This window comes from Pseudomonas baltica (assembly GCF_014235765.1).
GTDB lineage: Bacteria > Pseudomonadota > Gammaproteobacteria > Pseudomonadales > Pseudomonadaceae > Aquipseudomonas > Aquipseudomonas baltica.
In genome coordinates this window covers 234,571-259,907 of sequence record NZ_JACMYH010000002.1, presented here as the reverse complement: position 1 = coordinate 259,907, position 25,337 = coordinate 234,571, and the positions used below count along the sequence as shown (strand labels likewise).

General features: G+C 63.3%; 18 protein-coding genes and 3 tRNA genes. 12 read left to right on the top strand and 9 right to left on the bottom strand.

Features of this window, described 5'->3' with window-relative positions; genetic code table 11:
• Positions 1-149 precede the first annotated feature (149 nt).
• The gene (locus tag H7993_RS10610) at positions 150-317 is read left to right on the top strand and encodes a DUF2897 family protein (RefSeq protein WP_084139696.1); all 168 of its coding nucleotides are present in this window, start codon (positions 150-152) and stop codon (positions 315-317) included.
• A gap of 269 nt (positions 318-586) precedes the next feature.
• Here the strand turns inward: H7993_RS10610 and H7993_RS10605 are convergent, their stop codons facing one another.
• The gene (locus H7993_RS10605) at positions 587-1,498 is read right to left on the bottom strand and encodes a LysR family transcriptional regulator (protein ID WP_185794340.1); all 912 of its coding nucleotides are present in this window, start codon (positions 1,496-1,498) and stop codon (positions 587-589) included.
• Positions 1,499-1,635: 137 nt separating this feature from the next.
• On the opposite strand from H7993_RS10605, the gene H7993_RS10600 reads away from it, so the two are divergent.
• The 8 genes from H7993_RS10600 (at position 1,636) to aauR (ending at position 10,980) form a co-directional block, all read left to right on the top strand.
• Positions 1,636-2,940: an MFS transporter gene (locus H7993_RS10600; protein WP_185794560.1), complete on the top strand. Its 1,305-nt coding sequence runs from the start codon at positions 1,636-1,638 to the stop codon at positions 2,938-2,940.
• A 47-nt stretch (positions 2,941-2,987) separates the two neighbouring features.
• Positions 2,988-4,262, top strand: a complete 1,275-nt coding sequence (locus tag H7993_RS10595; RefSeq protein WP_185794339.1) for an enolase C-terminal domain-like protein — start codon at positions 2,988-2,990, stop codon at positions 4,260-4,262.
• Positions 4,263-4,569: 307 nt separating this feature from the next.
• Positions 4,570-5,484: a glutamate/aspartate ABC transporter substrate-binding protein gene (locus tag H7993_RS10590; RefSeq protein WP_122476338.1), complete on the top strand. Its 915-nt coding sequence runs from the start codon at positions 4,570-4,572 to the stop codon at positions 5,482-5,484.
• Positions 5,485-5,568: 84 nt separating this feature from the next.
• Entirely contained in the window at positions 5,569-6,315 is a 747-nt protein-coding gene (locus tag H7993_RS10585) for an amino acid ABC transporter permease (RefSeq protein WP_122476340.1), read from the top strand.
• On the top strand, positions 6,312-6,980 hold the full coding sequence (locus tag H7993_RS10580; RefSeq protein ID WP_163007425.1) for an amino acid ABC transporter permease: 669 nt from the start codon (positions 6,312-6,314) through the stop codon (positions 6,978-6,980). Before H7993_RS10585 ends, H7993_RS10580 begins: the two co-directional genes overlap by 4 nt.
• Positions 6,977-7,711, top strand: a complete 735-nt coding sequence (locus H7993_RS10575; RefSeq protein ID WP_122476344.1) for an amino acid ABC transporter ATP-binding protein — start codon at positions 6,977-6,979, stop codon at positions 7,709-7,711. Before H7993_RS10580 ends, H7993_RS10575 begins: the two co-directional genes overlap by 4 nt.
• Positions 7,712-7,774: 63 nt before the next feature.
• A complete protein-coding gene (aauS, locus tag H7993_RS10570; RefSeq protein WP_185794338.1) occupies positions 7,775-9,664 on the top strand; it encodes a two-component sensor histidine kinase AauS in 1,890 nt (629 codons plus the stop codon).
• Positions 9,661-10,980, top strand: a complete 1,320-nt coding sequence (gene aauR, locus H7993_RS10565) for a two-component response regulator AauR (protein ID WP_122476348.1) — start codon at positions 9,661-9,663, stop codon at positions 10,978-10,980. The genes aauS and aauR overlap by 4 nt, the downstream gene beginning before the upstream one ends.
• 124 nt (positions 10,981-11,104) lie before the next feature.
• Here the strand turns inward: aauR and H7993_RS10560 are convergent, their stop codons facing one another.
• A complete protein-coding gene (locus H7993_RS10560; protein WP_122476350.1) occupies positions 11,105-12,097 on the bottom strand; it encodes an alpha/beta fold hydrolase in 993 nt (330 codons plus the stop codon).
• 118 nt (positions 12,098-12,215) lie between these two features.
• Positions 12,216-14,525: a 5-methyltetrahydropteroyltriglutamate--homocysteine S-methyltransferase gene (gene metE / locus H7993_RS10555; protein ID WP_185794337.1), complete on the bottom strand. Its 2,310-nt coding sequence runs from the start codon at positions 14,523-14,525 to the stop codon at positions 12,216-12,218.
• Positions 14,526-14,631: 106 nt separating this feature from the next.
• Here metE and metR point away from each other — a divergent pair, with 106 nt between their 5' ends.
• Complete coding sequence (metR, locus tag H7993_RS10550; protein ID WP_043193202.1) at positions 14,632-15,549, top strand: transcriptional regulator MetR; 918 nt, start codon at positions 14,632-14,634, stop codon at positions 15,547-15,549.
• A gap of 157 nt (positions 15,550-15,706) precedes the next feature.
• The gene (locus tag H7993_RS10545; RefSeq protein ID WP_185794336.1) at positions 15,707-21,019 is read left to right on the top strand and encodes a dermonecrotic toxin domain-containing protein; all 5,313 of its coding nucleotides are present in this window, start codon (positions 15,707-15,709) and stop codon (positions 21,017-21,019) included.
• A gap of 78 nt (positions 21,020-21,097) precedes the next feature.
• On the opposite strand, the gene mgtE is transcribed toward H7993_RS10545, so the two are convergent.
• Positions 21,098-22,546 (bottom strand): magnesium transporter, encoded by a 1,449-nt coding sequence (gene mgtE, locus H7993_RS10540; protein ID WP_122476355.1) that lies wholly within the window; start codon positions 22,544-22,546, stop codon positions 21,098-21,100.
• A gap of 296 nt (positions 22,547-22,842) precedes the next feature.
• Here mgtE and H7993_RS10535 point away from each other — a divergent pair, with 296 nt between their 5' ends.
• Positions 22,843-23,262 carry a hypothetical protein gene (locus H7993_RS10535; RefSeq protein WP_185794335.1) on the top strand — a complete coding sequence of 140 codons (420 nt, stop codon included), beginning with the start codon at positions 22,843-22,845 and terminating at the stop codon, positions 23,260-23,262.
• Between the two features lie 20 nt (positions 23,263-23,282).
• Here the strand turns inward: H7993_RS10535 and H7993_RS10530 are convergent.
• From H7993_RS10530 to H7993_RS10510, 5 genes are all read right to left on the bottom strand, one after another.
• A tRNA-Arg gene (locus tag H7993_RS10530) sits at positions 23,283-23,359 on the bottom strand.
• Between the two features lie 76 nt (positions 23,360-23,435).
• Positions 23,436-23,512, bottom strand: a tRNA-Arg gene (locus H7993_RS10525).
• 106 nt (positions 23,513-23,618) lie between these two features.
• Positions 23,619-23,709, bottom strand: a tRNA-Ser gene (locus tag H7993_RS10520).
• Between the two features lie 62 nt (positions 23,710-23,771).
• Complete coding sequence (gene csrA, locus H7993_RS10515) at positions 23,772-23,960, bottom strand: carbon storage regulator CsrA (RefSeq protein ID WP_122476357.1); 189 nt, start codon at positions 23,958-23,960, stop codon at positions 23,772-23,774.
• A 135-nt stretch (positions 23,961-24,095) separates the two neighbouring features.
• The gene (locus tag H7993_RS10510) at positions 24,096-25,328 is read right to left on the bottom strand and encodes an aspartate kinase (RefSeq protein ID WP_122476359.1); all 1,233 of its coding nucleotides are present in this window, start codon (positions 25,326-25,328) and stop codon (positions 24,096-24,098) included.
• Between the last annotated feature and the right edge of the window lie 9 nt (positions 25,329-25,337).

The window sequence follows — 25,337 nt, the reverse complement described above, 5'->3', positions numbered from 1 at the left end:
ACGCGGGCGCCCTGCACAGCCACCACCACCGGCTCGAAGCAACGCCCCGGCGCGATCGCCAAGGGCTATGATGGAACCACTGCGACCCACTGTCGCTCCAACCTTCACAAGCGCCGCGCATTCTCGGCGCACCGCGCAAGGAGTGTCCCATGCCCTGGTATGCCTGGTTGATATTGTTGGTGGCCATCGGCTCGATCGTTGGTGGCTTGATGGTGCTCAAGCAAAGTGCCCAGAAGCTGCCATTGACCGATGAGCAGCTCAAGAAAGTGCACGAACGCAACGCCGAAATGGATGCGAAGGACGCCCGCAACCGCTGACAGATGTGCAAAGTCCCGAGTGCGCCTGCATTTGGAACGCTCTGTCGGCAGGCCGAAGCTTATCCCCTGAAAACATGCATGAGCCTGTGCATAACCTGGGTGCAATGCCCTGCAGGCCACGGCCCATAAGCGTCTTCACAGACTGCTCAAAAAACGAGCTGTTTCAAGGGTTTATGCACATTCGGCGTGCACCTGCCTGTGGATAAGCTTGGGAGAACAGGCCGCAGGCCACGTACCGCAAGGCTTTGCCGACCTTGATCAATTTATGATCAGTGAATATCGCCGCCCCATCCATTACGCGCCGCACCCCTGATGGCCTCGAGCAGCATGGCGAACGCCGGATTGTCGTTGTTCTCGCGCCAGATGAGATGCAGCTCGCTCTGCACGCCCTCGCCCAGATCGATATCGCGAAACACCACGTTCTTGAACACGACGCTGGTGGCGCATCGTGGCACCAGCGCAACGCCCATGCCGGCATTGACCAGCGCCAGAATGGTCAGCGACGAACCCAGCCACTGCACGTATTGCGGGGTCACCTGAGCCGAACGCAGCATTCCGGTGAGCAGCTCGTTGAACGGCGGATAGGCCGAGTGCGAGTACATCAGGAACGGCTGGCCATCCAGATCCTGCACGCGCACCACGCCGGCGTCGGCCAGCGGATGCCCGGCCGGGGTTGCCAGGACGAACGGCTCACGCACCAGGCATTCGGTCAGGTAGCCGCTGTCGAGCAACGGTGCGCGCGCGATGCCCAGATCGATACGCCGGGCACGCAAGGCTTCGTGTTGCTGATAGGTGTTCATTTCCGACAGGTCGATCTTCACTTGCGGCTGCTTGAGCCGCGCCTCGGCGATGACCTTGGGCAGGAATTCGTACACTGCGCTGCCGACGAAGGCGATATTCACCGAGCCGATATCGCCCTCGGCAAAACGCCTGGCCGACACCGCCGCTTGCTGCGCTCGCTCCAGCAGGTTTTGCGCCTCGACGAAAAACGCCCGCCCGGCTGCGGTGAGCGCCACGCTGCGGGTGCTGCGCGTAAACAGTTCCACCCCCAGGTGGTGCTCCAGCAGTTGGATCTGCCGACTCAAGGGCGGCTGGGTCATGTTGAGGCGTTCGGCGGCGCGGCGGAAATTGAGTTCCGTGGCCACGGTGGTGAAGCAACGGAGCTGGCTGAGTTCGAACATTGATTCAACCTCGGTATCAATCAAGTGCCAACTTGAATTGGACTGAAACAATACCCCAAGTTCATGATCGAGCCCTCCAAAAAAAATAACCATCGGAGTCGCCCTTGAACGTTCAATCCGGTGCCATCGACCCCAGCGTGCTCGCCAGCGCGGTGGCCAAGGTCAAGCGGCATGTGCTGCCACTGTTCGTCGTAATGTTCATCGTCAATTACATTGACCGGGTGAACATCGGTTTCGTCCGCACCCACATGGAAACCGATCTGGGTATCGGTGCCGCCGCCTATGGCCTGGGTGCAGGTCTGTTCTTCGTTGGCTACGCACTGTTCGAAGTGCCCTCCAACATGCTCCTGCAACGCTTCGGTGCCCGCGCCTGGCTTACGCGGATCATGTTCACCTGGGGCCTGGTGGCCATGGGCATGGCCTTCGTCCAGGGCGAAACCAGCTTCTACGTCATGCGCTTTCTGCTCGGCGTCACCGAAGCGGGCTTCTATCCCGGCGTGCTCTACTACTTCACCCAATGGCTGCCGGCCAGCGAGCGCGGCAAGGCCATGGCGATCTTCCTCAGTGGTTCGGCCATCGCCTCGATCATCTCCGGACCCATCACCGGCGCCCTGTTGAGCGTGACCGGGCTGGGCCTGCATGGCTGGCAGTGGATGTTTCTGATCGAGGGCGGCGCTTCGGTGGCGCTGTGCGGGTTCGTCTACTACTGGTTGCAGTCGCACATCCACGAAGCCAAGTGGCTCACCGCCACCGAGCAGACGACCCTGAGCCGCGTCATTGGCGACGAGCAACGTGCCCGTGAAGCCGAGCACGTGGTCAAGCCCTCGATCTTCAAGTTGCTCGCCGACACGCAGATCCTGGTGTTCTGCTTCATCTTCTTTTCGGTGGCCCTGACCATCTACGGCGCCACGTTCTGGCTGCCCAGCATGATCAAGAAGATGGGTAACGTGTCCGACTTCGAAGTGGGCCTGTTCAACTCCATTCCCTGGATCATTTCGATTGCCGCCATGTACGGCTTCGCCGCCCTGGCTGCACGTTTCAAGCATCAGCAGGCGTGGGTGGCGACGACCTTGCTGATCGCGGCCGCAGGCATGTTCATGTCGACCTACGGCGGCCCGGTGTTCGCCTTCGTTGCCATCTGTTTTGCCGCGGTGGGTTTCAAGGCCGCCTCGGCGTTGTTCTGGCCGATCCCGCAAGCCTATCTGGACGCACGCATCGCTGCTGCCGTACTGGCCCTGATCAACTCGGTAGGCAACCTGGGCGGCTTCGTCGCCCCGACCGTGTTCGGTTTTCTGGAAGAAAAGACCGGGTCGATCCAGGGCGGCCTGTATGGCCTGGCCGCCACCTCCGTGCTGGCCGCGATCGTGGTGTTTTTCGCCCGCACCCGACCCCGCGGGCAGAAGCCCGATGACAAGCCGCTGCAACCTGCCGCTGCGCACTGACAAGGAACGCCCCGCCAGGCGGGGCCTGCATCCCGAGGAGAATGCCTGTGAAGATCAAACGCGTAACCGTTACCCCGATCGCTTTCCGCGACCCGCCGCTGCTCAATGCCAGCGGCATCCACGAACCTTATGCCTTGCGCTCGATCATCGAGGTGGAGAGCGACAATGGCTATGTGGGGCTGGGCGAAAGCTACGGCGACGCACCGGCGCTGGCCATTCAGATGGCCATCAAGGACCAACTGCCGGGCCTGGACCCGTTCAACCTCAACGGTCTGCGCCAGATCGTCGCCAGCACGGTGGCCCGGCACAAGCCGGCCAGCGTGAGCGGCGCCGAGTTGGCACCGGGCTCCCATGCCAGCAAGGCGGTGACCAACGCCTATTCGGCATTCGAGGTGGCGTTGCTCGACCTGCAGGCGCGTTCGCTGAACCGCCCGCTGGTGGATCTGCTCGGTGGCGCGGTGCGTGACGAAGTGCCATTCAGTGCCTACCTGTTTTTCAAGTACGCCGAGCACGTCGACTCGCCCTACCCTGCGGACAATTGGGGCGAGGCCTTGAACGAGGAGCAGATCGTCGCCCAGGCCAGGCGCATGATCGAGCAGTATGGTTTCAAGAGCATCAAGCTCAAGGCCGGCACCCTTGAACCCGAGCGCGAAGTGGCGTGCATTCTGGCCCTGAAGAAAGCCTTCCCCGACCACCCGCTGCGCATCGACCCCAACGGCAACTGGTCACTGGAGACCTCGATCCGCATGGCCGAGCTGCTTGGCGACAGCCTGCAATACTATGAGGACCCCTGCCCCGGGCTGGACGACATGGCCGAGTTGCACAAGCGTACCGGGCTGCCCCTGGCGACCAACATGGTGGTGACCGACTTCGCCGAGTTTCGCCGCAGCGTCGAGCGCAACAGTGTGCAGATCGTGCTTGCCGACCATCACTACTGGGGTGGCTTGCGCGATACCCAAGTGTTGGCGAGCATGTGTCACACCTGGGGCCTGGGCGTGTCCATGCACTCGAACTCTCACCTGGGCATCAGCTTGATGGCCATGGCCCATGTGGCGGCGTCGGTGCCGAACCTGGATTACGCCTGTGACACGCACTATCCGTGGCAGGAGCCGGATGAAGAAGTGATCAAGGGCGGCAAGCTGCCCATCGTCGACGGGTGCGTGAAGATCAACAAGACACCAGGCCTGGGGCTGGAACTGGATCGCGACCAGCTGGGCATGCTGCATGAGCAGTTTCTGCGCTGCGGGATTCGTTCTCGCGACGACGTGCGGCAGATGGCCAAGTACAAGCCGGACTGGAAGGCCGTGAAGCCACGGTTTTGAGTTTTGGGGGAGTGATCCGAAGGCCTCTTCGCGGGTAGAGGGCTCGCCGCCCGCGAATGTTTCAGCCACTCGGAAACCCGTCTTTTGCACCTGCCGATATTCGGATTTCCGAACGAAGCTTTCGCTCCTCACCCCCTGCTACATGCCCAACCTCCCCAGCCGGCTTGCCTGCGAGCCACATCTCCGCCTTTGGCACGACTCATGCTCTACACTCTTCAACGAAGCCGGTAACTACCCAGCCGCCGGATTTCGCCGTACCCCGAGGGCCTGCGGGCTCGATAAAAAAAACAAAGTCGAGGATTCATTGATGCGTATCGTTCCAAAACTCCTGAGCGCCGCCATTGCCGCCGCGCTGATCAGTACTCCAGCATTGGCTGCCGAACTCACCGGCACTCTGAAGAAAATCAAGGATTCGGGCACCATCACCCTCGGTCACCGCGACGCATCCATCCCCTTCTCGTACATCGCCGATGCGTCCGGCAAGCCGGTCGGCTACTCGCACGACATCCAGCTCAAGGTAGTCGAGGCCCTGAAAAAGGACCTCGACATGCCCGACCTGAAGGTCAAGTACAACCTGGTCACCTCGCAGACCCGTATCCCACTGGTCCAGAACGGCACCATCGACCTGGAATGCGGTTCCACCACCAACAACGCCGAACGCGCCCAGCAGGTCGATTTCTCCGTAGGCATTTTCGAGATCGGCACCCGTCTGCTGAGCAAGAAAGATTCCTCCTACAAGGATTTTGACGACCTGAAAGGCAAGAACGTCGTCACCACCGCCGGCACCACCTCCGAGCGCATTCTCAAGTCCATGAACGCCGACAAGCAGATGGGCATGAACATCGTCTCGGCAAAAGACCATGGCGAGTCCTTCCAGATGCTCGAATCGGGCCGCGCCGTCGCCTTCATGATGGACGACGCCCTGCTCGCCGGCGAAATGGCCAAGGCCAAGAAGCCCACCGACTGGGAAGTCACCGGCACGCCGCAGTCCTATGAGATCTACGGCTGCATGGTGCGCAAGGGTGACGAGCCGTTCAAGAAAGCGGTCGACGACGCGATCAAGGCCACCTTCGCTTCCGGCGACATCAACGGCATCTACGACAAGTGGTTCAGCCAGCCGATCCCGCCAAAGGGCCTGAACCTGGGCTTCCCCATGAGCGACGAGCTCAAGGCGCTGATCGCCAACCCCAACGACAAGCCGGCTCCCGACAAGAAGTCGTAAGCACCACCCTGCCTTCACTCGAGCGCCGCCCGGCGCTCGAGTGAAGGCCTGTGCCCGTGAATCAATTTCCGAGGGGTATTCCCCATGAATTACAACTGGGACTGGAGTGTCTTCTTCAAGTCCACTGGCGTCGGCAGCGAGATCTACCTGGATTGGTACATCTCCGGCCTGGGCTGGACCATCGCCATTGCCGTGGTCGCCTGGATCATCGCCCTGCTGCTGGGCTCGGTGCTGGGTGTCATGCGCACCGTACCGAGCCGCTGGGTCTCGGGCATCGCGACCTGCTACGTCGAACTGTTCCGCAACGTGCCGTTGCTGGTGCAGCTGTTCATCTGGTATTTCCTGGTCCCCGACCTGCTGCCCGAAGGCATGCAGGAGTGGTACAAGCAGGACCTCAACCCGACCACCTCGGCATTCCTCAGCGTAGTGGTGTGCCTGGGCCTGTTCACCGCGGCGCGTGTCTGCGAGCAGGTGCGTACCGGTATTCAGGCGCTGCCCCACGGTCAGGAATCGGCCGCCAGGGCAATGGGCTTCCGCCTGCCGCAGATCTACTGGAACGTGCTGCTGCCGCAGGCCTACCGCATCATCATTCCACCGCTTACCTCCGAATTCCTCAACGTGTTCAAGAACTCGTCGGTGGCATCGTTGATCGGTCTGATGGAATTGCTGGCGCAAACCAAGCAGACCGCGGAGTTCTCGGCCAACCTGTTCGAGGCCTTCACCCTGGCCACGCTGATCTACTTCACCCTGAACATGAGCCTGATGCTGTTGATGCGCGTGTTCGAGCGCAGACTCGCCGTGCCTGGGTTGATCTCCCTGGGAGGTAAATGATGGACTTCAGTGGAATCATTCCGGCGCTGCCGGGCATGTGGAACGGCATGGTCATGACCTTGCAGCTGATGGTGCTGGGCGTCATCGGCGGCATTGCCCTGGGCACGGTACTGGCCTTGATGCGCCTGTCATCGAACAAGCTGCTGTCGCGCTTCGCCGGTGCCTACGTCAACTACTTCCGCTCCATTCCGTTGCTGCTGGTCATCACCTGGTTCTACCTGGCGGTGCCTTTCGTGCTGCGCTGGATCACCGGCGAAGACACCCCGGTCGGTGCCTTCACCTCGTGCCTCGTGGCGTTCATGATGTTCGAGGCCGCGTACTTCTGTGAAATCGTGCGCGCCGGCGTGCAGTCCATCTCCAAGGGCCAGATGGGTGCCGCGCAAGCGCTGGGCATGAACTACGGTCAGACCATGCGCCTGATCATCCTGCCCCAGGCGTTCCGCAAGATGACCCCGCTGCTGCTGCAGCAGAGCATCATCCTGTTCCAGGACACGTCGCTGGTCTACACCGTGGGCCTGGTGGACTTTCTCAACTCGGCGCGCGCCAGCGGCGACATCATTGGCCGGGCCAATGAATTCCTGATCTTCGCCGGCGTGGTGTATTTCCTCATCAGCTTCAGCGCCTCCCTTCTGGTCAAGCGTCTGCAAAAAAGGTTAGCCGTATGATCTCCATCAAGAATATCAACAAGTGGTATGGCGACTTCCAGGTGCTCACCGATTGCAGCACCGACGTCAAGAAAGGTGAAGTGGTCGTGGTGTGCGGGCCTTCGGGTTCGGGCAAGTCGACCCTGATCAAGTGCGTGAATGCGCTGGAGCCTTTCCAGAAAGGCGACATCGTGGTCGACGGCACGTCCATCGCCGATCCCAAGACCAACCTGCCCAAGCTGCGTTCGCGCGTGGGCATGGTGTTCCAGCACTTCGAGCTGTTTCCGCACCTGACCATCACCGAAAACCTGACCATCGCGCAGATCAAGGTGCTGGGCCGCAGCAAGGAAGAAGCCACCAAGAAGGGCCTGCAGCTGCTCGAACGGGTCGGCCTCTCCGCCCACGCCCACAAGCACCCCGGCCAGCTGTCCGGCGGCCAGCAGCAGCGCGTGGCGATTGCCCGCGCCCTGGCCATGGATCCGGTAGTCATGCTGTTCGACGAACCGACTTCGGCGCTCGACCCGGAAATGGTCAACGAAGTGCTCGACGTGATGGTGCAGCTGGCCCACGAAGGCATGACCATGATGTGCGTGACCCACGAAATGGGTTTTGCCCGCAAGGTGGCCAACCGGGTGATCTTCATGGACCAGGGACAGATCGTCGAAGACTGCCCCAAGGAAGAATTCTTCGGCGATGTCAGCGCGCGGTCCGATCGCGCCCAGCAGTTCCTCGCCAAGATCTTGCAGCACTGATGACCGGCCGTCCTGCGCCCGCTCTGCCGGGCGCAGGACGCTGGCTGCTTGAAGGCGACTGTGATGAAATGCCTGCCCGCCACAAAGCCTGACCTGATCGTGAAGCCCCGCCTGATTCGCCAATTGTTCCTGCCGCCGCTGATCCTGCTGTTGACGCTGGGCCTGGGCTACGTGGGTTTTCTGGTCAGCGAGCACAACAGCATTCGCGCCCTGAGCGAAAACGGCGAACGGCAGCTTGAACTGCACGCGCGCGCCGTCGAAAGCGAAATCACCAAGTACACCTACCTGCCCAGCCTGCTGGAACTCGAGGACAGTGTCTCGACCCTGCTCAACGAGCCGGACGGCGAGCACCGCCAGGCGGTCAACGATTACCTCGAAGGCCTCAATCGGCGCAGCCGCAGCCGCGCCATCTACGTGCTCGACACCACCGGCCGTGTGCAGGCCACCAGCAACTGGCGCGATGCCGACAGTTTTCTCGGTGAGGACCTGTCATTCCGCGGTTATTTCCAGGCCGCCATTCGCGGCCAGCCCGGGCGTTTCTACGGCATCGGCAGCACCACCGGCGAGCCCGGCTACTTCCTCGCCCACGGCCTGGAGGAGCACGGCAAGCTGATCGGCGTGGCCGTGATCAAGGTGCGCCTGGAAGCACTGGAAGAGCGCTGGCAGAAGGCTCGCCTGGAGGCCTTCGTCAGCGACGAGAACGGCATCATCATTCTTTCCAGCGATCCGGCGCGGCGCCTGAAGTCGGTGCGTCCGTTGACTCCGGAAATCAAGGAACGCCTGGCGCGCAGCCTGCAGTATTACTGGTGGCCGCTCAACGAGCTCGAACCGCTCGCTCGCCAGCGCCTAGCCGACGGGGTGGAGTTGCTCACCTTCACCACCCACACCGACAAGCCAGGCAAGGACATCGACGTCACCTACCTGTCGCAGTCGCGGCGCCTGGCCGACACGCCCTGGCGCTTCACCCTGCTGACCTCCATGCAGGACCTGCGGCACGAGGCCATCGTGCAGGGCGTGCTCGTGGCCGTGGCCTTTGCCCTGCTAGCGTTCTTGCTGATTGCCTGGAACGAGCGACGCAAGGTGCTGGCCACCCGCCTTGCCGCCCGTGAAGCGCTGGAACAGGCCAACAGCCATCTGGAGCGGCGCATCGCCGAACGTACCCAGGACCTGCGCGCCAGCAACGAACGCCTCAAGGGCCAGATTCGCGAACGCCGCCAGGCCGAGGAAACCCTGCGCAAGGCCCAGGACGAGCTGGTGCAGGCAGGCAAGCTGGCCGCCATCGGCCAGATGTCCACCAGTATCGCCCACGAACTCAATCAACCGCTGGCAGCCTTGCGCACCCTGTCGGGCAATACCGTGCGCTTTCTGGAACGCGGTGCGCTGGACACGGCCAGCACCAACCTGAGCACCATGAATGAACTGATCGACCGCATGGGGCGCATCACCGCCAGCCTGCGCTCCTTCGCCCGCCGCGGCGACGACAAGGGCCAGGCCAGCCTGGGCAAGGCGCTGGACGGTGCGCTGCAGGTGCTCGCCAGTCGCATCGAGGCCAGTGGCCTGAACGTGCAGCGCAACTGCAGCGAAATGCAGCTGGCGATCGACCAGACCCGTCTGGAACAGATTCTGGTCAACCTGATCGGCAACGCCCTGGATGCCACTGCCGGCCAGCCGCAGCCCACGCTCTGGCTGGACGGCCGCATGGAGGGTGAGCGCTACGCCGTGCAGGTGCGCGACAACGGCCACGGCATCGACGTCGAGACACGCAAGCATCTGTTCGAGCCCTTTTTCACCACCAAGCCCGGCGAGCACGGGCTGGGGCTGGGGCTGACCCTGTCGGCCAGCCTGGCGGCGGCCGCCGGTGGCAACCTGGCCGTCGAGCACCCCGCCGACGGTGGCACCACTTTCATTCTCAGCCTGCCGCTTGCGGCAGCGTCGCCCAGCGAGTCGCCATGAACGCCTTGACCGTCCTGATCGTCGAAGACGACCCCCACGTACTGCTCGGCTGCCAGCAGGCCCTGGCGCTGGAAGACATTCCCAGCCAGGGCGTGGCCAGCGCCGAGGCCGCGCTGGCCTGCATCGGCGACGACTTTGCCGGCATCGTGGTCAGCGATATCCGCCTGCCCGGCATGGACGGCCTGGAACTGCTGAGCCAGCTGAAGGCGCGTGACCCCAGCCTGCCCGTGGTGCTGATCACCGGCCACGGCGACATTTCCATGGCCGTGGGGGCCATGCGCAGCGGCGCCTATGACTTCATGGAGAAGCCCTTCTCGCCCGAGCGCCTGGTGGACGTGGTGCGCCGCGCGCTGGAGCGACGCGGGCTGGCGCGCGAGGTCAGTTCGCTGCGCCGGCAATTGGCCGAACGCAGTTCGCTGGAAGGCCGCATCATTGGCCGCTCGCCCGCCATGCACAACCTGCGCGAGCTGATCGCCAACGTCGCCGACACCTCGGCCAACGTGTTGATCGAGGGTGAAACCGGGACCGGCAAGGAACTGGTCGCCCGCTGCCTGCACGATTTCAGCCGGCGCCAGCCACAGCCATTCGTGGCGCTCAATTGCGGCGGCCTGCCGGAACAGCTGTTCGAAAGCGAGATCTTCGGCCATGAGGCCAATGCCTTCACCGGCGCCGGCAAGCGCCGCATCGGCAAGATCGAGCATGCCGACCAGGGCACGCTGTTTCTCGACGAAGTGGAAAGCATGCCGATACCGCTGCAGATCAAGCTGCTGCGGGTACTGCAGGAGCGCACACTGGAACGCCTGGGGTCGAACCAGAGCATTGCCGTCGACTGTCGCCTGATCGCCGCCACCAAGGCCGACCTGGACGCGTTGAGCCGACAGAACCAGTTCCGCAGCGACCTGTATTACCGCCTCAACGTGGTGACCCTGGAACTGCCGCCGCTGCGCGAGCGCCGTGAAGACATTCTCGAGCTGTTCGAGCATTTCCTGCAGATGGCCGCGCTGCGCTTCGACCGTGAGCCGCCCGAGCTCGATGCACCAACCTTGTCGCGCCTGATGAGCCATGACTGGCCCGGCAACGTCCGCGAGCTACGCAACGTGGCCGAGCGCTACGCACTGGGTTTGCCGGCCTTCAAGAAAAACGGTGCAGCCACCGTGGTCAGCCTGGGCTTTTCCGAAGCGGTGGAAGCGTTCGAGCGCAACCTGCTGACCGAGGCCCTGCAGCGCACGGCAGGCAATCTGAGCCAGGCCAGCCTGGAGCTGGGCATGGCCAAGACCACTCTGTTCGACAAGGTCAAGAAATACGGGCTGAACTGAGATAGGTGATTGGCTTGCGGGCCTCTTCGCGGGCGCTGCACTGTCCCACAAGCGTTTGGGCTAAACGGAGCCCCTGTGGGAGCGGGCTCTGCCCGTGAAAAGGCCCTCCCCGACACCCAGTCAGCTACAACCCCGCCAACACCCCCTCGCGCTGGCGCTGCTGCGCCAGGTAAGGCAGCACCGCACCCAGCAGCGGCGCCTTGAAGGCTTCCTGGAAACGATGCGCCAACCCCGGTATGAGCCGTAACTGACTGCCTTGGATATGCGCCGCCAGATGCACCCCGTGCATCACCGGCAACAACGGATCGGCCGTGCCGTGCACCACCAGTGTCGGCACCCGCAGGCGATTGAGCAGCGCCACGCGGCTGGGCTCGGCAAGAATCGCCAGGATCTGCCGCTGCACCCCTTGCGGATTGAACGCCCGATCGTATGACAGCTGTGCCTGATGCAGCAATTCGGCGCGGTCGTCGGCGACCTGCGGGCTGCCCAGCGCCGCGAGCAAATCGGCCTGCTGCTCCAGTGCCAGTTCACGGTTCGGCGCGCTGCGCTTGGCCAGCAATTGCAGCAACGCCGGGCGCGGCTCGGGCAGGCCCGGCGCACCCGAGCTGGACATGATCAAGGTCAGGCTCTGCACCCGCTGCGGCGCACGATCGGCCAGACGCTGAGCGATCATTCCACCCATGCTGGCGCCCAGCACGTGAAAACGCTGCACCTGCAGGGCGTCCATCAGCCCCAGTGCGTCGTCGGCCATGTCGGTCAGGCTGTACGGGGCCGACACCGCCAAGCCCAGCTTGTAGCGCAGCACCTCGAATGTGAGGTTGGCCGACGGCGGCGCCTGTGACCAGGTGGACAGGCCGACATCGCGATTATCGAAGCGAATCACTCGAAAGCCCTGCTCACAGAGGGCGCTGACCACCTCGTCGGGCCAATCGATCAACTGTCCACCCAGCCCCATTACCAGCAACAGCGCAGGGTCCTGCGCACGTCCGATACTTTGATAGGCCAGGCTGACCTGAGCCAGCGGAGCGTGTTGAAGCGGAACATCGACATCGCAGCGCGCAGCTGCAAAAACCCACTGCCCGCACAGCAGCGCGGCCAGGAACACCAATAGACGCATGACTTACACCAGAACGCAGAACCCCATTGAGGCGCAAGTCTGATGACTTTTCATGCAGCGCGCTGCCACAGTTCTGTGACCGTTTGATGAACTCCGCCATACGGTCTTCCGTCCGATCTCAGGCCAGCCGCTGACGGGCCTGGCGCGCCGCCGCCACCATGTTGATCAGCGCCGCTTCGGTTTCGGGCCAGGCACGGGTCTTCAACCCGCAATCAGGGTTGACCCACAGCCGTTCGGCCGGGATCCGCGCCGCGGCCCGGGTCAACAGGCGCAGCATCTGCTCGGTGTCAGGCACGTGCGGTGAATGGATGTCGTAGACCCCCGGACCCATGTCGTTGGGATAGTCGAAGGCCTCGAACGCCTCCAGCAGCTCCATGTCCGAGCGCGATGTCTCGATGGTAATCACATCGGCATCCATGGCCGCGATGGCCTGGATCACGTCGTTGAACTCGCTGTAGCACATGTGCGTATGAATCTGCGTGGCATCGGCCACGCCACTGGAGCACAGGCGGAACGCCTGCACGGCCCACTCCAGATAGACAGGCCACTGCGCTCGGCGCAGCGGCAGGCCCTCGCGAAATGCCGCTTCGTCGATCTGGATGATGCGTACCCCCGCGCGCTCCAGGTCCTGCACTTCGTCGCGAACCGCGAGGGCCAACTGCCGCGCCTGGACTTCCCGGGGCAGGTCTTCGCGGGCGAACGACCATGCCAGCAAGGTCACCGGACCGGTCAGCATGCCCTTGACCCACTTGGCCGTCTGCCGCTGGGCGTAAGTGATCCAGTCCACGGTCATGGCGTGGTCGCGGCTGATGTCGCCGTAGATGACCGCAGGCTTGACGCAGCGCGAGCCATAGCTCTGCACCCAGCCGAACCGCGTCAGCAGATAGCCGTCCAGTTGCTCGGCGAAGTATTCCACCATGTCGTTGCGCTCGGCCTCGCCGTGCACCAGCACATCCAGGCCCAGGCGCTCCTGGACCTGGATCGCATGACGAATCTCGCAATGCATGGCATCGGTGTAGTCGTTGGCCGAGAGCTTGCCGGCCTTGTAGGCCTGGCGGGCCAGACGAATCGACGCGGTTTGCGGGAAGGAACCGATAGTGGTGGTGGGAAACGCCGGCAGGCGCAAATGCGCGCGCTGTACTTCGATGCGCGCGGCGAAGGCCGACGGCCGCCGACAGTCGGCGGCCGTGACCGCAGCCAGACGCGCTTGCACGGCAGGCTTGTGAATGCGCGGCGACTGCAGCCGGCTGGCCTGAACCGCCTGGCTCTGTGCCAGGGCCTGGCGTACCTGCGCAGCATCGGGCGTGTTCAGCGCCTGGCCAAGTACGGCGATCTCCTCGCACTTCTGCACGGCGAAGGCCAGCCAGCCCTTGAGTTCGGCATCGAGCCGGTCCTCGCGGCGCACATCGACCGGGCTGTGCAGCAACGAGCACGAGCTTGCGACCCACAGGTTGGCACCGAAGCGTTCGCGGGCCTGGTGCAGCGATACCAGTGCCTGCGCCAGATCGCAGCGCCAGACGTTGCGACCGTTGACCACTCCGAGCGACAGCACCTTGTAGGTCGGCAGACGGTCGAGCACGGCAGGCAGCTGTTCGGGTGCACGCACCAGGTCGACGTGCAGGCCGTCCACCGGCAGGCCCACCGCCAGGCCAAGGTTATCGTCGAGGCCGCCAAAGTAGGTCGCCAGCAGCTTCTTAAGCGGCGAATACTGAAGGATGTGATAAGCGCGCTCGAACGCGTTCTTCCATTCCTGGGGCAGGTCCAGACACAAGATCGGTTCGTCGATCTGCACCCACTCGACGCCCTGCCTGGCCAGGCGCGAGAGGATTTCACCGTACACCGGCAGCAGTCGTTCGAGCAGATCGAGCTTGTCGAAGGGCTGCCCCTTGGTCTTGCCCAGCCACAGGTAGGTGAGCGGCCCGATCAGCACCGGCTTGACCTTGTGCCCCAGGGCGATGGCCTCGTCGACTTCCTCGAACAATTGCTCCCAGCTGAGCAGGAAGCGCTGGTCGGCGCTGAACTCGGGCACCAGGTAGTGATAGTTGGTATCGAACCACTTGGTCAGCTCCAGTGCGTGCTGCGCCTGGCCTGCTTCGCCGTTGCAGCAGGTGTGGGCACCGCGGGCCATGGCGAACAGGGTATCGAGCGTGGGCCGGCCGTCGCTGCCCAGGGCCTTGGCGAATCGACTGGGCACCGCGCCGAAGGCCAGCGAATGGGCGAGCATCTGGTCATACCAGGCAAAGTCGCCCACCGGCAGCAACTCGACACCGGCCTGCGCCTGCAGCTGCCAGTGACGGGCACGCAGCTCGCGCCCTGCAAGGCGCAGCCCAGCCTGGTCGATGTCGCCTTTCCAATACGCTTCGAGCGCCTTCTTCAGTTCGCGGTCGGCGCCGATGCGAGGAAAGCCGAGGGTGTGGGCCAGTGCCATGGGTGCAGCTCCTTGTAAATGATGGCGCCATTGTCGACAACCCGGGCAACATGAGACAAACTCAATCTTTTCGTGTTGATCACAAGTTCTGCTCATGGAGACCCCGGTGCTCGAAATCCGTCACCTGAAAACCCTGCATGCCCTGCGCGAGGCCGATAGCCTGGTGGAAGCCGCCGAGCGTCTGCACCTGACCCAATCGGCACTCTCCCATCAATTCAAGGAGCTGGAAGAGCGCTTGGGCCTGCAGCTGTTCGTGCGCAAGACCAAGCCGATCCGCTTCACCAGCGCCGGGCTGCGCCTTCTGCAATTGGCCGATGCCACGCTGCCACTGCTACGTGGCGCTGAGCGCGACATCGCCCGGCTGGCCGGTGGCACGGCGGGTCGGCTGCACATGGCCATCGAATGCCACAGCTGCTTCCAATGGCTGATGCCGACCATCGACCAGTTCCGCGATGCCTGGCCGGAAGTGGAACTGGACCTGGCCTCCGGCTTCGCCTTCGCGCCACTGCCAGCCCTGGCCCGCGGCGACCTCGACCTGGTGGTCACCTCGGACCCGCTGGAACTGCCCGGCATTACCTATGTGCCGCTGTTCACCTACGAAGCCATGCTGGCGGTGGCCAACCAGCACGCGCTGGCGGGCAAGCCCTTCATCGTGCCGGAAGACCTGGCCAGTGAAACACTCATCACCTACCCGGTGGAGCGCGATCGACTGGACATCTTCACCCGCTTCCTGGAGCCGGCCGATATCGAGCCGGCGCAAGTGCGCACCTCGGAACTGACGGTGATGATGATGCAGTTGGTGGCCAGCGGCCGAGGCGTGTGTGGCATGCCGCACTGGGCGTTGCACGAGTACAGTTCACGGGGCTATGTGAAGGCCAAGCGCCTGGGCGACAAAGGCCTGTTCGCCACGCTGTACGCGGCCGTGCGTACCGATATGCTCGACGCTCCGTACATGCGCGACTTTCTCCTCACGGCCAAGGACACCTCGTTCTCGACCCTGGACGGCGTCAGCGCGGTACGTTGATCGCCTGCTGCTGGAAACGCCCTCAGCGGGCCATCCCCTCAGTGGACTATCCCCTCAATGGACTATCTAAGTAGCGCCCTGGCCTGGCGCGCAAGGTTCGTAATGTCGAGCGCGATGACCGCACCGGTCATCACCTCGACCTCAGGAACCGGGTTACATGCGCGATGCCAATCACACCTCCACTACTCGCCCGCTCGCATACCGCATCTATCCGATGCGCCACGACCACCTGTTGCAGGAAGGCTCCCTGCTTTGGGAACGCGCGCGCGCACGCTTGCAAGCACTCTTGCGCAGCGCCCCGCGCGCCCGCGATGCCCGCTCGATGCCCAACGCGGCGCCTGCGCAGGAGCAGGCACTGCAGCAGCGCTGGCGCGACTACTGGAACGGCCGCGCTGCGCATACTGCCATCTCGCGCCGCGCTGCAGCCGAGCAGGCCTTCCTCGACCATCTGCAGGCAGCCGCACGCCTGGCCTACTACCACGGACAGTTGAGCCACGCGCAACTGCTGCCACTGCTGACCTTGCTGGAAGGCGCCAACACCGCCGCAACAGCGTCGATCCATGTGCACACCCTTGCTCTGCACAGGGCCGAGGGCGCAAGACTGCAAGCGCCTGGCGCACTGCTGCTGACCCAGGTCGGCGACGAGCCTGCGGCGCAGTTGCTCTATCTGCCCTGCGGCGATCCGGCGCTGATCGCATTCGCTGATCGGCGCGCGTTGCACACCTATCTGCTGAAACACCGCTCGCAGATATGGACTCGGGCAACGGAGCAGACCGATGCCGCGATCGAGCTGAGCTATCCGCCAGCACAATTGGCCAGCGCCTGCGAGCAATGGCTGGACGACTGCGGCAGGCGCTATGTGGAAGAGGCACGCACCTTCCTCGCCGCCCGTGAACGGAACTCGAGCGCAAGCCCCGGCGAAGCCGCTATGCTGTCGGCCAGCGAACCGCCATTCGCCCGCCTGGCCTCGTTCGACGCACCCGAACCGGCGCAGCCGAGCGATGATTTTGCAGCCTTCGGCAGTCTGAGTCCGGACATTCCCCAGAGCCAGCGATGGGCCGAGGTCAAGCGCCAGCACCAGGCAATGCTGGACCTGCTCGGCGATGAGCTTCGCGCGGGCGCAGACAGTCCCGGGTGGGTGCGCTTGAAAGCATTGCTGACGACCCTGACCGGCACCCAGCAGCGCGCAGCCCAGGCCGCGGCAGGGTTGCTCGAGTCTGCAAGGCTGGAGGACCTCTATCGTCTGCGCTACTTGCCCAACGTGCACTATTCGGCGCTTTACCAGGCCCGTCTGGACGGTCTGCGCGCCGAAGTGGCCGTGCAACAGGCGCTGGGCCTGTTGACCACGGCTCAGGTACAACTGATGCGCGCCGTGGTGTCGCATCCGCAAGCCAGCAAGCGCGGTACCGAGGCCGGTATTGCCTGCGCCCTGTCCATGTCCATGTCGAACGTGACGGGCAGCGGCACCACCACCCATGTCCATGAACTGCACGGCGTGGCGGCATTCATGCACCCGCAGGCCCTGGAAGGCACAGGCTTTGTAATGCTGTACTGGCCGGGGCTGGGCGGCGGGCTGCAGGCCTTCCAATCGCTGGCCCAGCTCAAGCGTTCGTTGTTGCGCCTGGACAGCAGCGCAGACGCCATCACCTTGAAGCTGTCCCCGGTCGCGGGCGATATCTTCGACTACGGCCTGCAAGGTCAATTGCACGCCTGCGAGGCGCAGGCCAGCGAGCTCATCGAAAAGCTGCCCGCCGCGACCCACTCGGCGCAGCGCCTGGAAGCCTTGCAGCGACTCACCACAAACACCTGCGAGCAACTGCTGGTACCCACTCACGCCGCGCGGGACCGGGCCTATGTTCAACTGACCCAGGAGGGTTTCAGTGACCGCCTGGAAAGCGGCCTGCCCACTTGGCTGAAAACCCTGGAGGCCGATGATCGCCTGCGCCTCAAGTCGCTGATCAGCGATTACATCGGCGCCGCACGCGCGTCGAATCGTCAATTGGAACGTGATCTGCCGGACCTGGACCAGTACGCCGACGCGTTGCTGCAGCAGCGACTGCGCAGCGATTTCAACCTGACCGAGGACGTCGCGGTGGTGATCGATATCCCTGACCGGGTAGTCCATCGCAGGCACCCGGTGGCCGGCTCCGGGGCGCCCGGCACACCCCAGCACAGCGTGCCCACACCCGATGCCAAGCGCACACCGTGGCCGCTCGGCCGTCTGGCGCAGCACAATATCGATGCCGACATGTTGCAGCGCCTGGGCTTCATGCGCGTGCAGGTGACCGGTGCCGATAACGAACAATGCGTGCGAGTGGCGGCAGGTATCGACCTGAACTACCTGCGGCGAACGATCACCGACCTGAATGTGGCGCAAGCGTGCGAAGACAAGATCCGCCAAGTGTTTCTCGGCCGCACGGACCAGGCCCCGTACGCCTTGGCCCATCAACGTGAGTGCCTGCTCGAACCGGTGCGGCTGATGCTGCACATGCAAAGCGAGTACGCGCGCCATCAAGGCAGTATCAGCCGCAGCGGCATCGCCCTGGCATTGCTTGCCACCGATGCCGGCAGCGCTCTGGCCTATCAGGCAGGTGGCCGTGACGTGCAACTGCTGCCGGCTCGGCTGATGGCCGGCGGCAGCGATACCGACGATTCCCCCACCACGTTGTCCGGGGTGATCTTCATTCATGATCGCAAGGGTGGCCAGACCCTGCTGTACTTGCCCGACGCCCCCGACCAGCGCTGCCTGCGCGAGTTCGCAAGCCTGGAAGAAGCGCGTCTGCGCCTGTTCGCCCTGACGTTCGACGGCAAGATGGCCGACTATCTGGCCGATCGGGCCATCGTCGGCAACACCGCCAGCCACAAGGCGCGGATCGAACAGGCAGGCTTGCGCGGCTTCGACCGCTTGATTGGCATCGGGCGCCCCTGGCCGGCAACGACTTCGCTCGCCAGCCATCTGCTCGACGCGCACATGGGCCGGCTGGTCGAAGCCCAGCGCCGACGTGGGCGCAGCAACGACGCCTTGTATTTGCAGCAAGCGGCGCTGGCCCATGGCAATGTCTTCAACTACCTGAAAATGGCCATCGGCGTGCTGCCGTTCGTAGGCACTGCCGTGGCCTTGTTCGACGCCTGGACGGCCGCCAATGCAGCGGTCGGGGCGCTGCGTGGCGGCGAGCTCGGCGAAGCGCTCAACCAGCTCGAGGCCTTGCTCTGCGCCCTGATCGACGCGGCCATGGACGTCCTGCCGGGCGCCGTTTCGGTACCTGGTGGCGGCCGCATGCTCGCGCGCAATCGCCACTGGTCGATGCTGGCGCGGCGTGCAGGCGCACCCGGCCCGACCCAGCACGCCCCGACCGGCCTGCCCAATCCATTCGCCGGCTATCAGTACACCCTCCCGCTTGACCTCAGTGGCTTGCAGCCCGCCAGCCATGGCCTCTACCGGGGCATCTATCGCCACGCCAAAGGCGATTTCATCCTGCGCGACGGCCTGCCCTACCAGGTCACGCTGCACGTCAGCCCCCAGACCTGGCGGCTGCACGGCACCACGGGCAAGACCTACCGACAGCCCATTGCACTGGACCCGACCGGGCACTGGCAAACCCACGGAGCGCTGTACGGCACACTGGTGGAGAACGGTCTGGCCGGCGGCGGTGGCGTGCTCGGCTACCTGGGCCACCGCGCGGCGGATGGCCTGCAACCGCTCTGGCCCGCCGCCATCCGCGAACGCCTGCCACGCTGGCTGGTGGATCGCCAGTACCGTCGCCACTTCGAACTGTCCAGCAGCATCGATCACCACAACAAGCTGCTGCGCGAGCAACTGAACCGCAACGAAGCGCTGATCATGGAACACGCGGCCGACCCGCGCCAACGGGCCAGTGCCGAAGCCGCCTGCGCCAGTGACATCGTCCGGGGCGAGGCGCTGTACCGACTGCTGCAGGAGCATGAAGGCTACGTGTCGCGCGACTTTCTCAAGCGCAACCGGCAGTTCCAGAGCGAGGTGGCCTATATCGTTGCCGGGCGCAGGATCAACCATGCGAACCTGGCCAGGCGCTGGATCACCGAACTGACCGACACCCTCAATCAAACCCGTCCTGCCGGCGAACTGTTCGATCTACCACAACGGCAGATGCTCGAACAGCGCCGCAGCCGCCTGGCCCTGGACGAGCAATTCGGCCTCATGGAGCAGCGCCTGCAGCAGGCGCGCAGCTGGGCCGAACGCGTGACCCAGCGCAGCCAACGCGCGCCCCTGCGTGAGGTGCTCGAGGGCACGGCCGAAGTCGACCTGGAGATTGCCCGGGCCTCCAACCTGACCCAACTGGCGCACAAGACCGCCAACGCCAGTGATATTGCGCAGATGTTCCACCTGCTCGACACCCACGCCATGAGAAACCGCTTCCACCATGGCTTGGAAAGCCATTTCCAGTTGCTGGAAACCGCCGCCGGGCTGCGGGATAGGCAGAACGTGCTGCGCAGTTCACGGCAGATCTACGTCGAGTACCGCAACCAGCTGAACACGTGGGTACGCAACCGTCCGGATCGCTTCGAGCTTGCTCCGTTCGAAGGCATGATCCAGTCCCTGAATCGCTTGATCGAACATGCCGACCGGACGATGCCGCAACTGAGCAACGGGGCGCAGCGAGCGAAACCCGCGAGTCGCGCCACACGACGAGTGTTCGAAACTCACGAACATGATTTCTTCATCGGTGACGCTGGCCAGGCGGCAGACGGCGAGAAGATTTTCACCCTGACCGGTGCGGGCGGCAGGCTCGAAACCTATCGGCGCGTGGCGGGCCAGTGGCGCTTGCAAGATGCCCCGTCAGACGGTTCGGCGCATACTCCATCGCGCCCTCTGCCCGCGCTGATCGCCGAGGGCCAGGCCTGGCTCGACGCCACCCCCGCCCATGAACGGCGGGTGCAGCGTTATGCGCTGCCAGGGGAGGCGCCCGCGAATCTGGAAGACCTCATGGTCAATCAGGGCCGGCAGCTGGAACTGCGTGCCCACGCGATCGAACAGCAGGCGCCGGCGCACGAACTTGCTCAACGCCTGCGCGCCCGCGCCAGAGAGCTCCGAGCCAAGGGCCGGGCATTGCGGATTCGTCAGGCCATGAACAGCCAAACGCCGACCGAGGGTTATCTGGACTATCTGGTCGAACAGCGCCAGGTCGATATCGTGCAGGTGGGGACGCGCCGCGACATCGCGAGCGCGAGGGATGAGGCTGATTTCCTGCAGGAGTACGTCATCCGCGACATCGGCGTCCAGCCGCCCGTGCCCCTGTGGTACGCGCACTTTCACTATCGTCGGGAACGGGCTGCCTTCGAGCACTTCGACAAGGCGCACATCAAGCGCGCCGAGCAACGCACGCTCGGCTTGCGCTGGCAAGAGGCCCACGGCAGCGATGCACAGCACATCTGGCGCGGGCCCATCGGCAAGCCGCTGGCGGTGAAACTCTTCGGGGGATTGCAGGCGTGAACCGCCTGCCATGAACCGCTGCGCGACGCCCTCGCCGGCGAATGAAAACCGGCTGTCGAGGCACGTCGCTGCAGCTCGCTACATCAGGAACACAGTGGCCAGGCCAAGGAAGATGAAGAACCCGCCGCTGTCGGTGACAGCGGTGATCATCACGCTGGCGCCCATCGCCGGATCGCGCCCGAACCTGGCCAGGGCCATCGGAATAGACACCCCCATGAACGCGGCAAGCAGCAGGTTCAGGGTCATCGCCGCGGTCATCACCACGCCCAGCGACCAGCTGCCATACAGCAGATACGCCACCACCCCGATCACACCGCCCCAGACCACGCCGTTGACCAGCGCCACGCCCAGCTCCTTGCGCATCAGCCGCTTGGTGTTGCCGTTGCCATGGCTGACCTGGTCGAGGGCCATGGCCCGCACGATCATGGTAATGGTCTGGTTGCCAGAGTTGCCGCCGATACCGGCCACGATCGGCATCAGCGCGGCCAGGGCCACCAGCTTCTCGATCGAGCCCTCGAACAGGCCGATCACCCGCGACGCCATGAACGCCGTGATCAGGTTGATCGCCAGCCATGACCAGCGGTTGCGCAGCGAACGCCATACCGAGGCAAAGATATCCTCTTCCTCGCGCAGACCGGCGGTGCGCAGCGCTTCGCTTTCGCTTTCTTCACGAATCAGGTCGACCATCACGTCGATGGTCAAGCGGCCGATGAGCTTGCCGTGCTTGTCCACCACCGGCGCAGAGATCAGGTCGTAACGCTCGAACGCCTGCGCCGCTTCGTAGCCGTCTTCATCGGGATGGAAACTCACGGTGTCGCTGGCCATGATATCGGCCACTTGCTTGTCCGGGTCGTTGACCAGCAGGCGCTTGATCGGCAGTACGCCCTTGAGAATGCCGTCGGAGTCGACCACGAACAGTTTGTCGGTGTGGCCCGGCAGCTCCTTGAGACGGCGCAGGTAGCGCAGCACCACTTCCAGGCTGACGTCTTCGCGGATGGTGACCATCTCGAAGTCCATCAGCGCGCCGACCTGTTCGTCCTCGTAGCTGAGGGCCGAACGCACGCGCTCGCGCTGCTGTGCGTCGAGGGTTTCCATGAGCTCGTGAACCACGTCGCGCGGCAGTTCGGAGGCCAGGTCGGCGAGCTCGTCGGCGTCCATTTCCTTGGCCGCAGCGAGAATCTCGTGGTCATCCATGTCCGCGAGCAGCGTCTCGCGCACCGAGTCGGACACTTCCAGAAGAATATCGCCATCACGCTCGGCCTTGACCAACTGCCAGACCGTCAGACGTTCTTCCAGGGGCAAGGCTTCGAGTATGTAGGCGACGTCGGCGGAGTGAAGATCATCGAGCTTGCGCTGCAACTCGACCAGGTTCTGCCGGTGAACCAGATTCTCGACCAGCTCGTTGTGCTGGCCTTCCTGGCGGTGAGCCAGACTTTCGACGATACGCTGGCGCTGCAACAGGTCGACGACCTGGGCCAGGCGATCCTGCAGGCTTTCTTGCGTTTTCTTTGCTTCTACTTCAGACATAGGCGAACTCCACTCCCAGCAGTGGGCACGCCGGGAGAATCAATCAGTCGATTCTTGATTGGTATACAGCTTCAGCGAGTAACTACTGGGTAAGTCCATGGAAATTTTCCAAAGCCCCGGCGGGGCTGACGGGCGCAATCATACACAACTTGTACGGATTCATAGTGAAAAAAACTGGGTGAAACAACTGCTTGCGTGCGGCGCTCGATGTTCGCGCAGTACGGGGGTGGGACGACGCATTCGGTAAACAAAGCACAATGCGTGCAACGACAGTCGTGGCTAGGCTGCAGGACGACATGAACCGCAACCAAGGACGAACACCGGTGCGCATACCCTCCTCCACTCTTTTGCTGCTGGCCTTGGCGGCCCATCACTCGGCCAACGCTGCCGTGGTGCAACGCTGCCACGGCCCTCAGGGCCACATCACGTTCACCCACTCGAACTGCCCCGAAACCCAGCCCTGGGCCTATCAGCGCGCGCTGAATCCCTCGTCCGGAAGAAAACCCATGGCGCGCAAGGCTGCGCCCCGCCCTCTGTCGGTGACCATCGTCGAAGACGGAACGCGCACGCCCCTGGCTGCGCCAGCCGCGGCGCCGCAGTCGGCAACGAAAAAAGCCAGCCGTTCGAAGAAAAAGCGAAAACCCAGGTATCTGGCCGGGGAGCAGACGCCACCGTCCAAAAAACTCAAAACGCGGAAAGCAAAAAGCCCGCAATAAATGCGGGCTTTTCACTTGTATGGTGCACTCGACAGGATTCGAACCTGTGACCGCTCGGTTCGTAGCCGAGTACTCTATCCAGCTGAGCTACGAGTGCAGGTGGTATTTTGTTGGACCAGGCTACCACTGGTTGAAACAGAAGCTGCAGACATTGCTGAAAACAACTTCTTGATTGGTGCACTCGACAGGATTCGAACCTGTGACCGCTCGGTTCGTAGCCGAGTACTCTATCCAGCTGAGCTACGAGTGCATTTGTTGCCGCGCATTATAGGCCGTCGAATTCTTTTGTAAAGCACTTTTTTCAGTAATTTCAACAACTTACGAAAAAAGCCAGGTTCAACGTACTACGCAAATAATGGCGGAGAACGGGGGATTCGAACCCCCGACACCCTTTTGAGGTGTACTCCCTTAGCAGGGGAGCGCCTTCGGCCACTCGGCCAGCTCTCCGCAACACGGGGCGTATATTAACCACCTTCTTCCCCGTTTGCAAACATAAAAAACGATAAAAATTAATGGCTTGGTTCGTCGTCCTTCTCTTTCTTGATCCGCAGGTAGATTTCTTCGCGGTGGACGGCCACTTCCTTGGGTGCATTCACCCCGATTCGTACCTGGCCACCTTTCACTCCAAGCACCGTGATGGTGATTTCGCCGTCGCCAATGATCAGGCTTTCCGCGCACCGGCGAGTCAGAATCAGCATACCTTTCTCCTTACGCTTTCATTTCAGGGACAACACAGTCTGCAAACAAGGGCACGAACCCATGGTGGGAAAGCCATGGACATAGCCCGAAAACAAAGAAGGGCGCGGTTAGCCGCGCCCTTCTCTCACTGCCTGTTACTCACCCTGTCGGGCGGCATCGAGCTCGAAGGCCGTGTGCAGCGCGCGCACGGCCAGCTCCAGGTACTTTTCCTCGATGACCACAGAGACCTTGATCTCGGAAGTGGAGATCATCTGGATGTTGATGCTTTCCTTGGCCAGGGCTTCGAACATGCGGCTGGCGACGCCGGCGTGCGAGCGCATGCCGACACCGACGATCGACACCTTGGCGATCTTGGCATCGCCGACCACCTGCCGCGCACCGATCTCGCTGGCGGTCTGTTCCAGCACGGCCAGGGCCGCCTGATAGTCGTTGCGGTGCACGGTGAAGGTGAAGTCGGTGGTGTTATCGTGAGAGACATTCTGCACGATCATGTCGACTTCGATGTTGGCCGCGCTGATCGGGCCGAGGATCTTGAAGGCCACGCCGGGGGTGTCTGGCACGCCACGGATGGTCAGCTTGGCCTCATCGCGGTTGAAGGCGATGCCGGAAATGATCGGCTGTTCCATGGATTCCTCTTCATCAATGGTAATGAGGGTACCCGGACCCTCCTGGAAGCTGTGCAGGACGCGCAGCGGGACGTTGTACTTGCCGGCGAATTCCACCGCACGGATCTGCAGCACCTTGGAACCGAGACTGGCCATTTCGAGCATTTCCTCGAAGGTGATCTTGTCCAGGCGCCGGGCCTGGGCAACCACGCGAGGGTCGGTGGTGTAGACACCATCGACGTCGGTGTAGATCTGGCACTCGTCGGCCTTCAGCGCGGCCGCCAGGGCGACGCCGGTGGTGTCCGAACCACCACGACCCAGGGTGGTGATGTTGCCGCTTTCGTCGACCCCCTGAAAACCTGCCACCACCACCACCCGGCCGGCCTTGAGGTCGGCGCGGATCTTCTGGTCGTCGATCTGCAGGATGCGCGCCTTGTTGTGCGCGCTGTCGGTCAGAATGCGCACCTGGTTGCCGGTGTACGACACCGCATCCACGCCGCGCTTGATCAGCGCCATGGCCAACAGCGCAATGGTCACCTGCTCGCCGGTCGAGACAATCACGTCCAGTTCGCGAGGTACCGGCTGGTCGCTGATCTGCTTGGCCAGCGAAATCAGGCGATTGGTCTCGCCACTCATGGCCGAAAGCACGACCACCAGGTCATCGCCGGCATCGTGGAATTTCTTCACCTTGTCGGCAACCTGTTCGATACGTTCGACAGTGCCAACCGAGGTGCCGCCAAATTTCTGTACGATCAAAGCCATTTCAAAGCC